Origin of the sequence: Erwinia persicina, assembly GCF_019844095.1 — a bacterium.
In the GTDB taxonomy this organism is placed as follows: domain Bacteria; phylum Pseudomonadota; class Gammaproteobacteria; order Enterobacterales; family Enterobacteriaceae; genus Erwinia; species Erwinia persicina.
The window spans coordinates 2,430,318-2,444,557 of record NZ_CP082141.1 but is presented as its reverse complement, the minus strand read 5'-3'; the positions used below and the strand labels follow the sequence as shown (position 1 = coordinate 2,444,557).

Annotated in this window: 8 protein-coding genes; 1 reads left to right on the top strand and 7 read right to left on the bottom strand. The window is 58.9% G+C overall.

Going from position 1 to position 14,240, the window contains the following annotated elements; translation table 11 throughout:
• Nucleotides 1-44: 44 nt before the first annotated feature.
• From lplA to K6L24_RS11055, 4 genes are all read right to left on the bottom strand, one after another.
• The gene (gene lplA, locus K6L24_RS11070; RefSeq protein WP_222681455.1) at nucleotides 45-1,061 is read right to left on the bottom strand and encodes a lipoate--protein ligase; all 1,017 of its coding nucleotides are present in this window, start codon (nucleotides 1,059-1,061) and stop codon (nucleotides 45-47) included.
• Nucleotides 1,062-1,343: 282 nt separating this feature from the next.
• Complete coding sequence (locus K6L24_RS11065; RefSeq protein ID WP_425333071.1) at nucleotides 1,344-2,600, bottom strand: SfnB family sulfur acquisition oxidoreductase; 1,257 nt, start codon at nucleotides 2,598-2,600, stop codon at nucleotides 1,344-1,346.
• A 211-nt stretch (nucleotides 2,601-2,811) separates the two neighbouring features.
• The gene (gene fhuE / locus K6L24_RS11060; RefSeq protein WP_222681454.1) at nucleotides 2,812-4,998 is read right to left on the bottom strand and encodes a ferric-rhodotorulic acid/ferric-coprogen receptor FhuE; all 2,187 of its coding nucleotides are present in this window, start codon (nucleotides 4,996-4,998) and stop codon (nucleotides 2,812-2,814) included.
• A gap of 252 nt (nucleotides 4,999-5,250) precedes the next feature.
• Nucleotides 5,251-7,149: a beta-glucoside-specific PTS transporter subunit IIABC gene (locus K6L24_RS11055; RefSeq protein ID WP_222681453.1), complete on the bottom strand. Its 1,899-nt coding sequence runs from the start codon at nucleotides 7,147-7,149 to the stop codon at nucleotides 5,251-5,253.
• Nucleotides 7,150-7,527: 378 nt separating this feature from the next.
• Here K6L24_RS11055 and K6L24_RS11050 point away from each other — a divergent pair, with 378 nt between their 5' ends.
• Nucleotides 7,528-7,737 carry a glycine zipper 2TM domain-containing protein gene (locus K6L24_RS11050; protein ID WP_062743284.1) on the top strand — a complete coding sequence of 70 codons (210 nt, stop codon included), beginning with the start codon at nucleotides 7,528-7,530 and terminating at the stop codon, nucleotides 7,735-7,737.
• A 30-nt stretch (nucleotides 7,738-7,767) separates the two neighbouring features.
• Here K6L24_RS11050 and glgX read toward each other — a convergent pair whose 3' ends face one another.
• From glgX to treZ, 3 genes are all read right to left on the bottom strand, one after another.
• Nucleotides 7,768-9,843 carry a glycogen debranching protein GlgX gene (gene glgX / locus K6L24_RS11045; RefSeq protein WP_222681452.1) on the bottom strand — a complete coding sequence of 692 codons (2,076 nt, stop codon included), beginning with the start codon at nucleotides 9,841-9,843 and terminating at the stop codon, nucleotides 7,768-7,770.
• A 68-nt stretch (nucleotides 9,844-9,911) separates the two neighbouring features.
• Complete coding sequence (treY, locus tag K6L24_RS11040) at nucleotides 9,912-12,428, bottom strand: malto-oligosyltrehalose synthase (protein ID WP_191928121.1); 2,517 nt, start codon at nucleotides 12,426-12,428, stop codon at nucleotides 9,912-9,914.
• Nucleotides 12,425-14,212: a malto-oligosyltrehalose trehalohydrolase gene (gene treZ / locus K6L24_RS11035; protein WP_222681451.1), complete on the bottom strand. Its 1,788-nt coding sequence runs from the start codon at nucleotides 14,210-14,212 to the stop codon at nucleotides 12,425-12,427. The genes treY and treZ overlap by 4 nt, the downstream gene beginning before the upstream one ends.
• Between the last annotated feature and the right edge of the window lie 28 nt (nucleotides 14,213-14,240).

Sequence of the window (14,240 nt, the reverse complement as noted above, 5' to 3'; positions counted from 1 at the left end):
CAACGTCCTTGACCTTGCCCTTAAAATCTTAACCAGACGCCTCATCATCGCACACTTTCTGCCAGCCACAACTCCAGCTCCGTCAGTTCCAACGCCTGCTGAGGAAACGGCTCCCTCAGCCGTGCCACCCGGGCTGCCAGCGCCTCCGGCCGATATTCGGTGCCGGGCAGCTGCTCTGCCAGTTGTTCTAACGGTGTCAGGTTCAAACTGTCGCTGAAAATCTGGCAGCGGCTGATTTTACCGCGCTCCACGTCAACGTGGATCTCCACACCGCCCCAGCTGAAGCGGTGATCCAGCAGATGCTGAAACTGCGGGGCCTGGCCGAAATTCCACTGCCAGCTGCTCTGTTTGGCGAACTGCGCCTCGAAGCCGGGCAGGTCGGGCAGGGACGTCGGGGAGATATGCTCGGGCTGGCATGCTTCGCCAAAATGGTCGAAGAAGGCCGCCGTTACCGCGCTGCAAATCGCTTCAAAGGTAATCCCCGGCACCAGCTCTTCCAGATTCGCCACGCGCGAACGTACGGAGGTAATGCCTTTGGCCTGCAGTTTCTTCACATCCGGGTTGAGGTAATCGGCCAGGCGGGAGAGATCGGCATCAAGCAGGATGGTGCCGTGGTGGAAACCGCGATCGTGGGTTTCATGGTAAGCAGAACCGGAAATTTTACGCACCCCGTCGGCCGTATTCACCACCAGGTCATTACGGCCTGAGGCTTCAGCCTGAATACCCAGTGACGCCAGTGCCCGCAGAATAATCCCGGTCGACACGCTTTTGTCGTATTCCGGTTTCCCGGCCATAAAAGTAAAACAGCAGTTGCCGAGGTCATGAAACACCGCGCCACCGCCGCTGCTGCGTCGCGCCAGACGGATGCCATCTTCTTCCATGCGCCGCGTATTGCACTCTTTCCACGGGTTCTGCGAACGGCCAATGACGACTGTCTCGGCATTGCGCCACAAAAACAGCACTCGCTGAGTCGCCGGCATCTGACGGAAAATGCACTCCTCTACCGCCAGATTGAACCAGGGGTCGTACGAATCAGATACCAGTAAACGCAGTGTGGACATGCTTGACTCCATTGAACTTTTTAGCGGCGCAGGGATAATACCATCCGTGCGCGAAACATCCACACATGCAGACCGGACGATGGCGAACGTTCAGTGCGCAGGCGATGGCGGTATTTGCTAAACAGCATGGCAACACTCATCTGCGGTTCCAGATACTGGAAGACTGCTCACATCTGAATTGCGTGTTTTGTCTTGAGGAGGGGATACAGCAACATCTTAATGCCCTGCGTCAGAAACGCGCCGTCTGATCATCAAGCCCGCTGATGCGGGCTTTTTTCTGCATTAACTCCACGCATGGCGCGGTGGGTTAACGCCGTTCAGATAGTAGTTCCCGACATGGAAATACTTCCAGCGCACTGGATCGTGCAGCGTGTGCGTGCGGGCATTGCGCCAGTGGCGATCAAGCTGATATTCCGCCAGCGTGGAGCGCGTGCCGGCCAGTTCAAACAGCTTGTTACCTGCAAGAATGGCGATCTCGGTGGACAGCACTTTGGCTTCGGCTGTGGCGACGGTAGCGGCGGCCACCGTTTCTTCACTGGGTGTGGTGATAGCAACATCGATCAGCTCTCCGGCGTGCCACAGCAGCGCTTCGGCGGCATGCAGACGGATTTGCAGGTCGCCGATGGCAGCAATGGTAAAGGGATCATCGCTGGCGCGTTCCTGGCCGCTGTCGATCCACGGGCGTGATTTCTCGCGCACAAAGGCCAGCGTATCGGCCAGCGTGCCGCGTGCGATGCCGGTATCCACCGCCGCCTGAATAATTTGTGAAATCGGGCCCGCGGCAGTAGGGCGTTCAAATGCCTGCCAGACGGGAATCAGTCGTTCCTGCGGTGCATGAACATTGTCCAGCAGCACGGTGCCGGACGCAGTAGTGCGCTGGCCGAAGCTCGACCAGTTATTGATCACTGTCAGACCCGCTGCATCGCGATCCAGCACCACCAGATTGGCGCGACCTTCTTCATCTATTGCCACGGTATGCACCAGATGCGCCAGCAACGCGCCCTTGGCGTAGAACTTCTCGCCATTCACTACCAGTTCACCGTTATGCTGGCGCACCGTTGTTTTGAAATCGGCCACCGTGGCGGTGCCTTTTTCTGAGAAGGCGTTGCCCCAGCGTAATCCGGACAAGACGCCGGCCAGCAGCGTCTGCTTCTGGCTTTCCGTACCGTCCTCCAGCAGATGAGCCACCCCCGCCAGATGGTTTTGCGGGATCTGCCCCAGCGCCGAGTCCGCAGCGGAGATAATGGCAATCACCTTCGCGACCGTTGCATAGGAAACACCTGCGCCACCGTATTCCCGTGGGATATTGATGCCCCACAGGCCGCTTTGGGAGAACGCGTCCAGCTCGGCCACCGGTAAAATACCGTCACGGTCGCGGCGGGCAGCGCCCGGTGCAAACTGTTGCGCCAGCCGTTCCGCGACAGCAATCGCTTCAGCATCACTGGTAATGATATGCGCAGGTTGTGACGGTCGCGGCAGCGGAGCGAAGTGTTCCGGGGAGTTAACATAAAATTCAGTGGCTTCAGCCAGGGATTCGATAGCAGACACAGGCACTCCTTAATGACGGTGACAGGGCGCATTGGCGCGGATAACACCATCCTGTCACACTGTGTTCACGTCGGTTATAAGGATTCAGCGCATCGATTGTTACCACGCTGATAAGGCGCGGCCTGGTAAACGAGAAAAGGGATTACAGCAGTCATCGCGCTGTCTGCATGATCAGCCCCGGCATCGTGCCGGGGCTTTTTTATCAGAAGGCGTACGACAGGTTGACCGAGTAGCTACGCGGTTCGCCGTAAACCACATAATCGCTGCCCCATGAGTAATAAGAGCGGTCAAACAGGTTATCGACGTTCGCCTGCACCGCCAGCTGTTTCGTGACCTCATAGCGGGCAAACAGGCTGGCCAGTGGATAGCTTCCCTGGTAAACGCGCTGGACTTCTCCATCCGGGCCAGTGGCGTCCTGGAAGGTGCGGTTCTGCCAGTTAAGCCCGCCGCCGAGGGTCAGGTCCTGCAACATTGGTAAACGGTAGCGGGAGAAGAGTTTAAATGAGGTCTGCGGCATATTGCTGTTGAAGCGGCCGGAGGTATCTCGCGCCACATAGCGCGTTGCCCCGAAGGTCATTTGCAGGTTGTCGGTGACGGCACCGTTCAGCTCAAACTCCGCGCCTTTACTCACCGCGCCTTTAGCCGCAACATACGCCTGCTCGCTGGAACCATTCACAAAGGTGCCGCTGAGTTCCTGACCCACGTTCTCCTGCTCAATACGGAATACCGCAAAGGTGGCGGTCAGACGCCCATCAAACCAGTCAGACTTCAGGCCGGTTTCATAGTTTTTTCCGGTCACTGGCGACAGATAGGCTCCATCAGTGCCACGGTAGGTCTGCGGCTGGAAGACAGAGGTGTAGCTGGCGTAAGCGGACCAGGTATCATCAATGTCGTACACCAGGCCGCCGTATGGCGTGATGTTATTTTTGTTCATGTTGCCACTGCTGCCAACGGTGCTCCACTGGGTGTAACGTGCACCGAGGATCATCGACAGCGGGTCGGCCAGCGAGAAGCGGGCGGCGGTGTAGGCCGATTTCTGGCGGATCACGTCATCGGCATTCAGATACCAGTCACCCCATTCCGGCTCCTGAACCTTGCCGTTCCAGTTGTTATCAAAACTGCCCATCTGCGCATAATCCAGCGCACCGTCCACGCTGTAGGTCTGGTTATGCTGGCGGCTGTAGCTGACGCCGGCCATCAACTCATGATGACGCCCCAGCAGTTCAAACGGACCGCTGGCATAGGTATCAATCGATTCCTGCGTGCGCTTACCGCGATCCAGACTGCCATAGCCGCTGACTCCTGTGCCGGTCCCCGAATCGGGGAACTCCATCACATAGAGCAGCTTGTCAGCAAAAGTCTGCTCAGCATGCGTGGCATTGACGCGGAAGGTCCAGCCGTTATCAAAGTCATGTTTGACGTTGGCAAAAATCTTACGCGAATCGAGGCTGTAACGCGTCCAGTCGGCCGACGGATTGAGGTTGCGGTTGTAGTGGGTGCGCGAACCGTTGCTGTACCAGGTCGGCAATCCGCCCCAGGTCGGGTTGCCGGTGTTGCTCTCCTGATAGTCGTAGCCGAGCGAGACCGTGGTGTTGTCGGTCACATCGGCATCCAGCACGCCGTAGAGGAACTTTTTGCTTTTATGGTAGCGATCCAGCCAGCCGTCCTGATCCTGGTAACCCGCGATAACGCGGCCACGTACGGTGCCTGCTTCGTTCAGCGGGGCAGAGAGGTCGGCCACGTACCGCTGGGTATTCCAGCGGCCATAGCTGGCGCTGAGATTGCCGGTCACCGTCTTGCTGTCCGCATGTTTGCGTACCATATTGACCGACGCCGAAGGGCTGCCCGCACCGCTCATTAGCCCGGTGGCGCCGCGCACGACTTCGATGCGGTCATAGATGGCGGTGTCTTCCCCGGCATCACCGTAGTTCCAGTTATCTGCCGCCGACGTCGGGATATCATCAAAGGTGTAGTTGGTGATCTGGAAACCGCGTGAGAAATAGCTGGAACGTTCGCTGTCCACCAGTTGCGAGGCGATCCCGGTGGCGTTATCCAGCACCTCGCCCACGGTTTGCAGATTCTGGTCCAGCATCCGCTGCTCAGTGACGACGCTTAATGACTGTGGCACGTCGCGCGGCGTGAGCAGCATTTTTGTCCCTGCCCGGGTGGTCTGCACCGCATAGTCCTGCTGATTCTCCGTTGCCGTGTCGTCCACGGCAGCATCGACCACCAGGTCCTCTGACAGCGGAGTCTCGCGGGCCTGAGCCGGTGTAAGCAGGGCGTGGATCGTCAGCGCCAGCAGTGAAACGGACAGGGCTGTCTGGCGACCCGGAGCGCGCAACGGGGTACGGCTTTCACGGGGCGAAGAAAGCCTGGAGCGGAGAGGCATAAAAAAATCCCTTCAATAAGGTGGGTATGCAGCATGGCCGTTTTTATCATGTCCTCCGGCGGCGAGAAGCGCGGAGGGACAGGGCGGCTCAGCTAAAGTTCAATGGTAATCATTATCATAAGCATTTTCTTTTACGCGATCATGGTAAATCTGAGGGTGAGAGAAAATAAAGGGGGAGGAGCAGAAAGCGTGCGCGACGCGTCCGGCAGGGGGCAGGAAACGGCAGAGCGGGTGCGCTCTGCCGTGAAGTCATCAGGAAAGGCTCATCAGCGGCATCAGCGGTTCTATTTCGCCCTGCGACTGGTGTTTTTTTAGCCGGAATTCATCGCTGTTCACCACCAGGACGGGCGTGGTCAGATCGTAGCCCTCCGCTTCAATTTCAGCCCTGTCGAAGGCCAGCAGCGGCGTGCCGGCAGTCACTCTGTCGCCTTCTTTCACCAGCGGGCGGAAGTGCCTGCCCTCCAGCGCAACGGTATTCAGCCCGACGTGGATCAGCAGCTCAGCGCCGTTATCGCAGAGTAAGCCAATTGCATGGTGAGAGTCGATCAGCGTGGCGACCACGGCGTCGCACGGTGCCACCACCTGGCCTTCACTGGGACGAATGGCGATGCCGTCGCCCAGCAGTTTGCCTGCGAACGTTTCGTCGGCAACGCTTTCCAGTGACATTACCGTACCCGGCAGCGGGCTCATCAGCTCCAGGCTGCGGGCCTGGGCCGGAACGGCGGCGGCCGGAGCCGGAGCCGGGGACGGGGACGTCGTCGTTTCGGCCAGTGTCTCTTCAGCCACCGGATCGTCGAAGCCCACAAACTGTACCATCACAATGGTCAGGATAATGGCCGTCGCACTGCCTGCCAGTTCACCGATAAACGACATGGGCGCATCCGGGCTGATGGCATTGACCAGGGTGAACAGGCCCGGCAGGGCGGCGTAGGCATAGTAAAGTGAGCCAAACAGGCTGGCGACGACCGCGCCGATCGCCCCGCCAATACAGCCACAGATAAAGGGCTTTTTAAAGCGCAGCGTCACCCCGTATATTGCCGGTTCAGTAATACCGAAAATCGCGGTCACGCCTGCCGACAGCGAGGTCGCCTTGAGCGCTTTGTTGCGCGTTTTCAGGAAGACCCCGAACACCGCAGCCATCTGTCCGATCACCGCAATGGTCTGATAGGCCTGGAAAGAGTCATAACCCTGGGTATCGAAGTTGGCCATAATCACCGGGGTGATCCCCCAGTGAACACCAAAAATGACAATGATCTGCCATACCCCACCAATCACGGCGGCGGCCACGGCCGGGGCAAAGGCGAACAGCGCGTTATAACCGCTGGCCACGCCCATCGCCGCCCAGGTGGTGAGGGGGCCAATGACGATAAGCGTGAGCGGTACGATGATCACAAAGCAAATCAGCGGCGTAAACAGCGCGCTGACTACCTCGGGCAGCCGTCGTTCAACGCGCTTTTCAAGCCATGACAGCGCCCAGACGAGGAACAGCGGTGGCAGCACCGAGGAGGTATAGACGGTTTTTGCCAGCGGAATAAACAGGAAGCTGATGGTTTCTCCCCCGGCGATGCGGCCTGCCATCGCGGTCCACTCCGGGTTGATCAGGGCACAGCAGCAGAGCACGGCAATAAACGGATTGCATTTAAAGTGTCGTGCGGCGGTAATGGCGATAAACACCGGCAGGAAAGCGAAGGGCGTCCATGACATAAAGTTGAAGATGGCAAAGGTGCCGGTGGTTTTAATATCCGCATCAATCAGGGCGATGACGATTAATATTCCCTGCAGGATCCCCGCTGCCGCCAGAATATAAACAATCGGGGCAAAGACCGCCGACATGGTGCCAATCACGGCATCCAGCCAGCGCGTTTTCTGTTTCGCCTGCCCGCCGCCGTGCTGCTCGCCAATCAGCGAAGAGAGGGCATTAAAGACGTCGGCCACGTGCGTACCGATGACCACCTGAAACTGGCCACCGCTCTCCACTACGGCGATAACGCCGGGCAGACGCTGCACTTTTTCTTTCGCGCCATCCGGCGTTTCATTTAACACCAGCCGCAGGCGGGTGGCACAGCGTGAGAAGGTGTTAATATTATTTTCGCCACCGACCTCGTGAAGTATATCAGTTGCTAACTTATTGTAATCCCTGATAACTGCCATTTATTTCGACCTTTTTATATGGGTAGAGAGAGATGTAACAGAGGGTGAAACCGATTTCATGCTATCAGTGCGATCCATTTCTGCAACCGGTTTCATATCAGAGCGTGAGCTGTTTCACAGCGAAGATAGCCAGGTGAAACACGCTTCATTTTGTTGCGTCTGGCAGGGTTGGTGAACATCAGCGCGGTGACGTCACGTAAAGCAGAACGGTGCGGCCTGAAAAATAGCGCTATTTTATAAGAATATTTACCTGCCGGATTTCCAGGGTAACGATTATATTCTGCTGCGAAGGACGCCCGTTGTTACCCGGGGAAGGGTAAAAAACCAATAAGACTCACTTTTTTGCATTCCATCACTATGATGGTGGCGAGGTTTTTGATGCTTTTAAAACGCAGCGGTACAATAGCCATGGTATTACTGATTACGCTTTCGGTCACGGCCTGTGGCATGTCTCACCGTGGCAGAAATACGGCCATCGGTGCGGGTGTGGGCGCAGTGGGCGGGGCTGTTCTGACCGGGGGCAGTACCTGGGGTACCCTGGGTGGGGCGGCTATCGGCGGGGTGATCGGGCATCAGGTCAGCCGCTAAGCTGACCTGTGCATTGAAACGACTGACGCGTTATGGCCTGCGGTACAGGGCAATGCTGCGCCCTTCCAGTTCGACGTTCTTCTCTTTGGTGATGATTTTACCGGGCTTAGCCCGGTCTGAGGTGCTGAGTTCCAGCACCCAGCCACCTTCACCAAACTGTGGGATCAGGAAGGGCACATTGCCCTCATACGGGTTAAACAGCATCAGCACGTCATGCCATATCCCTTCCTGGTCGGCCAGATCCGCCCGGCCAATATAGACCCCGAGCGTTGACCCTTCATCCCACTGCTCTGGCTGCTGAAAACCACCGCCTGCGTTGAACCACTTGATCTCCATATCATCACGCCAGCTTTCACGGCGCAGCAGCGGTTGTGCAGCGCGCAGCGCAATCACCTGTCGGGTAAACTCGCGCAGCGCTTCACCACTTTCCGGCACCGCGTCCCAGTGGATCCACGAGATTTCGTTATCCTGACAGTAACCATTGTTATTGCCGACCTGGCTGCGGCCAAACTCATCCCCGGCCAGCAGCATTGGTGTACCGTGAGAGAACAGCAGGGTGGCGAGAAAATTACGTTTCTGACGTTCACGCACCGCATTAATGCCTTCATCCTCCGTAGGGCCTTCCGCGCCATAGTTATATGACCGGTTATCATTATGCCCGTCGTTATTGTCCTCACCGTTGGCATCGTTATGCTTTTCGTTGTAAGAGACCAGATCATTCAGCGTAAAGCCGTCATGTGCGGTAATAAAGTTCACGCTCTCCCAGGGCCGCCGGCCGCGCTGATCGTACAGATCGCCCGACCCCAGCAGGCGCGCGGCAAATTCGGTCGACACGTTGTCTCCCTTCCAGTATTCCCGCACCGTATCACGATACTTGTCGTTCCACTCGGCCCAGCCCGGCGGGAAAGCGCCCACCTGATAGCCACCCGGACCAATATCCCAGGGTTCTCCGATCAGCTTCAGTTTGGACAGCACCGGATCCTGCATGATGGCGTCAAAAAAGCCGCCGCGCGGATCGAAGCCGCCCGGTTCACGGCCGAGAATGGTACCCAGGTCGAAGCGAAAACCATCGATATGCATCGATTGCGCCCAGTAACGCAGGGAGTCCATCACCATCTGCAGTACGCGCGGGTGGGAGGTGTTGACGGTATTACCGGTGCCGGTGTCGTTAATATAGTAACGGTGCTGATCGGGCAGGGTGCGGTAATAAGAGAAGTTATCGATGCCCTTAAAGGAGAGCGTAGGACCCAGCTCATTACCCTCAGCGGTGTGGTTGTAAACCACATCAAGGATCACCTCGATCCCGGCATCGTGGAAGGCGCGCACCATATCACGGAACCCCTGAATACCGTTGGGGCCGAAATAGCGCGACGCGGGTGAGAAGAAGGCCAGGGTGTTGTACCCCCAGAAATTTTTCAACCCTTTGTCCAGCAGGTGCTGATCGTCCGGGAACCAGTGAACGGGCAACAGTTCGACCGAGGTAACGCCGAGGCTCTTTATATACTCCACGGACGCCGGATGCCCCATGCCTTCATAGGTACCCCGCAGCGCCTCCGGCACCGCCGTATTCAGCTGGGTAAACCCTTTCAGGTGGGTTTCATAAATCACCGTGTGGGACCAGGGGATGACAGGGCGGTTTTCATCATGCCAGTGAAATTCATCCGGGTCGATAACGCGGCATTTGGGCGTAAACGGCGCGCTGTCACGCGTATCAAAGGTCAGATCTTTATCATCATCGTACAGGTCATAGGCAAAGTGGGCTTCGTTCCACTCGATGTCGCCCGACAGCTCGCGCGCATAGGGATCAATCAGCAGCTTGTTCGGGTTAAACCGGTGTCCGTTTTCCGGATCGTACGGGCCATAAACCCGGTAGCCGTACAGCGCCCCCGGCCGCAGGCCTGGTACATAGCCATGCCACACCTCATGGGTGTACTCAGGCAGCGTCAGTCTGGCAATTTCCTGCGTACCGCTCTCATCGTACAGGCACAGCTCCACGCGCTCGGCGTGCGCGGTGAACAGGGCAAAGTTCACCCCTTCACCATCAAAGTTGGCCCCCAGCTGGTGGCTTAGTCCCGGTTCTATTGCAAAAGGTTGATTATCTGACATGGTGTTCTTTTATCCTGTTGCAGAATGATTCGCCAGCGGTAAGGCATGACGTCCATGGTTCAAAATCATTATTCACTGGCCAGTATCAGCGGTACGCCCTGACTGTCCGGCGGCAGGCTGAGGTGGTCCGTCAGGAAAGTGACTTCCCCGTTAAGAATATTACGGTAACGACGCCGGGCGAGAGGCGCATCCAGCGCGATTGTGCCATCGCCAGCGGTCGCCGGCTTCCCGCTGAGACTGAGCATCAGACGGGGAGCGACCACGATCAGCGCGTCCGCGCTGTCACAGCGGGCAAAGGCGATGATGTGCTCTTCGCCCTGGCCTTCCGCGTGCAGCGGCAGGTAATTTCCCCGTCGAAACAGCTGAGGGCGGGCCTGACGTAAACGCAGCAGGCTGGCGATCACATGCTGGTTAAGCTGACCGTTCAGCCAGCGCGGCGCAGAGGTATCGGGCGGGATCCGGTGCTCTGCCAGCATCTGTTGCAGCGCGGCAAAGTCAGGTTCACGACGGTTGTCGGGATCGATCAGGCTGAAGTCCAGCGTCTCACTGCCCTGGTAGATATCCGGCACGCCCGGCGCGGTCAGCTTGACCACGGTCTGGGTCAGGCTGTTGATCAGCCCGGCGCGAATAAATGGCTGAAGCGCGGCGGTAAAGTCACGCAGAAAAGCCTGATTTGACGGCGCGAGCAGGTGAGCGGCATAGTCGAGCACCGCATTCTCATAATCGTCGTTCACGGCGGTCCAGTTGGTGCGCTGTTTGGCCTCCCGCAGCGCCTTCTGCACGTAGGTGAGAAAGCGTTCTTCCAGCGCGGCCAGACCCGCCGTGTCCCCCGGTTGCAGCGTGGCGGGCCAGACGCCGGCCAGCGCCTGATAGAGCATCCACTCGACGGCGGGCCGGGGTGCCGGGCCGTCATCCAGATGGGCCACTTTTTCCTGATTCATCTCGCGCCAGCGCGTTACGCAGGCCGCCCAGTGTTCCGGCGCTTCCGACAGCGTATACAGCCGCGCACGGGCATCCTCTCCGCGCTTAGTATCATGAGTCGTGGTGCCGGAGAGTGCATCCGGCTGGCGCTCCAGACGTGTGGCCATTTCCCGGTGAAAACGCGCCGGAGAGAACGAACGCGGCAGCGGTTCAGCACCCACTTCATTCAGCGCCAGCGACATGTGCTGCCGGAAGAACAGCGTATCTTCGACGGATTTTGCCATCAGCGGCCCTGTCAGCTGCTGGAAGCGGGTACGGAACGTTGTGGCCTGCTGGCGGGATGCGTCAGAGACTTCGCCGGTCAGGATACGCAGAAGAAAATCCAGCGCCGCAGGATCGGGCGCGCTGGCGCTGCTTTTGACTCTGCTGGCCACGGTGTGCAGCCTTTGACGATCGGCGTCCGGCATGCCGCTGGCCGTACCGTAAGTCCGGTACACCGGAAAGGCAACCAGCAGTTCGCGCAGCGCCTGACGCAGGGCATTTTCATCTGGCGTGGCGCGTTCAGTCCCGGCCAGATCGACGGCGAGAGAGAGCAGGGTGGAGAACTCTCCGGCGAAGTTCTTATCGGCCATCAGCAGCTTGGCAGCGCGCAGCTCGGCGGTCATATTCACCGGGCGATCGACCACCTCATTATAGATTTTACGCAGGTTAGCCAGCTGACTGCCGTCAACCAGCGCATCGGAGAGCGCGGCCATAAATTCATAGCCCGTGGTGCCCGAGACCGGCCAGTCGTCAGGCAGGTGTTCATCCTCGCCGAGGATTTTTTCCACGGTGATATAACAGTCCGCTCCGGCCTGCTGACGCAGACGGTCAAGATAGCCCTGTGGATCGGCCAGCCCGTCGACATGATCCACCCGCAGGCCGTCAACCGCGCCGGAATGCACCAGCTCAAGGATCAGACGGTGGGTATCTTCGAAGACCCCTTCGTCTTCCACGCGAACCCCCACCAGACCGGTGATTTCAAAGAAGCGCCGGTAGGAGAGATCCTGTGCGGCGTCCCGCCAGCACATCAGCCGCCACGGCTGCTGCTGGTGCAGCGCGATGATGTCTGCTTTATCGGTGATGGCCAGCACGTCCGCCTCGCGGCCCTGCCAGCTGTCAGGCGTTAGCGGGTAAAAGGCGTCATAGCAGGCGAGGGCGGGCCTGCCCGTCACCGGGTCGGCTTTAACCGCAATATCCCCGTTGTCCAGCACGGTTTCAAAATCATCACCGAGGAAAGGCAGCGTCAGACGGCGCGACCAGTCGATATCAAAATGCCGGGCATAACGGCTTTTTTCGCCGTGTTCAACCACGTCATGCCACCAGGCATTTTCCAGCGAGGCGGCCATGTGGTTGGGCACAATATCGAGGATCAGGCCAATCCCCGCCTGTTTCAGCGCGCTGACCATGCGGTCGAAGCCCGCCCGGCCGCCGATGGACGGCTCAATCTCGTTGGCGTCGGTCACATCGTAACCGTGCGTGGAACCGCGGGTGGCGGTAAAGATTGGCGAGGCATACAGATGCGAGATACCCAACTGCTGCAGGTACGGCACCAGGGCCGCCGCCCGGTCAAAGGTCATGCCGTTGCGAAACTGAATACGGTAAGTGGCGACAGGTATAGTCACGTTGCATCTCCCGGTAGAAGGCGAACAAGAATGGAATGCGGCGGCAGATCCCCGCCCCGATCCGGCCAGGCAAAGATCGTCTCGCCGGGCAAATCGGGCAGCGGCTGCGGAGTGGCAGCGATATTCACCGCCATCGACAGCGTCCCCTGCGGGAACGTCCAGCTGACGGCGAGGAAGCCGGGTGCCGTTTTCACCACGTTTCCGCTATGGCCGTCCGCGCGGGCCAGCAGCGGCACAATATACTGCTGACGCAGCGTCAGCAGCTGGCGGGTCAGTGCCATCCACGCCTGACCTTCCGGGGTTTCCGGTTTGTGCCAGTCGAGCCTGGAGGCAATAAAGGTTTGCTCCGCATTCGGGTCGGGCACGCTTTCACCTTCATGCCCGGCGTGGCCGGCAAACTCCCTGGCCCGGCCTTCGCGTACCGCCCGGGCCAGGTCGCCGTGGAAGTCGGTGAAGAACAGGAAAGGATGGGTCTCACCGTACTCTTCCCCCATAAACAGCAGCGGAATGTGCGGGGACAGCAGCAGCATGGCGAGCATCACTTTGCTGCGGTCGGCCCCGGCCAGGGAGATCAGCCTTTCTCCCTGCGCCCGGTTGCCGACCTGATCGTGGTTCTGGATAAAATCGACAAAGGTCACCGGCGGCTGCCCCCGGCTGTCCACGCCACGCGCTTCGCCGGACTGCGGAGATACCTGGCCCTGATAGATAAAGCCTTCCGTCAGCGCCCGGGCCACGCCTTTTTCGGGCTGATCAGCGAAGTCCTGATAATAGGCATGTGTTTCACCGGTGGCGAACACGTGTACCGCATTATGAAAGTCGTCGTTCCACTCGCCGGTAAACAGCGGGGCACTGCCGTCGGCATCGCGGGGGTGCAGGAAGATCACGTTACGACAATCTTCGGTGGTGAGATGTATCGGGCGCTGCGGTATCTCTGCCCGGATGCGTTGCGCGATCTCGATCAGCACGTGCGGCTGCTGGCTGTCCTCAATCTGGTCAATGGCATCGAAGCGCAGCCCGTCCAGATTGTATTCCTGTAGCCAGTACAGCGGCGCTTCAACGATGTAGCGGCGCACTGCATCCACATCCCAGGCAATCGCGGCTCCCCAGGGCGTTGTCCGCTCCGGATGGAAAAAGTCGGGAGACAGCAGGGGCAGATAATTGCCCTCAGGGCCAAAATGGTTCAGGACAATGTCCAGCACCACCGAGATACCGTAGCCGTGCGCGGCGTCGACAAAGGCTTTAAAGTCCTCCGGCGAACCGTACGCGGCATGAGGGGCATACAGCAGCACGCCGTCATAGCCCCAGCCGCGACGGCCACCAAACTGGGCGAGGGGTAAGACCTCGATCATGGTGATACCCAGTCCGGCGAGGTGCGGCAGTTTATCGATAGCGGCACGGAACGTCCCCTGCGGCGTAAAGGTGCCGATATGCAGCTCGTATACCACCGTTTCTTCCCAGGCACGGCCTGCCCAGCCGGTATTCTGCCAGGCATAGCGGGCAGGGTCGATAACCAGCGACGGCCCGCCGACATCATCACGCTGCGCGCGGGAGGCGGGGTCTGCAACCGTCTTGCCGTCGGCAAGCACATACTGGTACTCCTCGCCGGGCTTGACGCCAGCGACCTCAACTTCAAACCAGCCGTTGCCGGTTGGCGTCATCTCAATGTCTTTCGCGGAAAGTCGCAGGGTGACTTCGCTCTGGCCAGAAGCCCAGAGACGAAAACGCACGGTGTCGGCAGCCACAAATTCGGCACCCCAACTTTTCGGGAATGATCGGGTTTCCATTCGGTCTCCTCGTTTAGTCCAGTACGCA

Coding starts and splice junctions, on each gene's coding strand:
- lplA (WP_222681455.1), bottom strand. CDS start 1,061: ATGTCCACACTGCGTTTACTGGTATCTGATTCGTACGACCCCTGGTTC.
- fhuE (WP_222681454.1), bottom strand. CDS start 4,998: ATGCCTCTCCGCTCCAGGCTTTCTTCGCCCCGTGAAAGCCGTACCCCG.
- K6L24_RS11055 (WP_222681453.1), bottom strand. CDS start 7,149: ATGGCAGTTATCAGGGATTACAATAAGTTAGCAACTGATATACTTCAC.
- K6L24_RS11050 (WP_062743284.1), top strand. CDS start 7,528: ATGCTTTTAAAACGCAGCGGTACAATAGCCATGGTATTACTGATTACG.
- glgX (WP_222681452.1), bottom strand. CDS start 9,843: ATGTCAGATAATCAACCTTTTGCAATAGAACCGGGACTAAGCCACCAG.
- treZ (WP_222681451.1), bottom strand. CDS start 14,212: ATGGAAACCCGATCATTCCCGAAAAGTTGGGGTGCCGAATTTGTGGCT.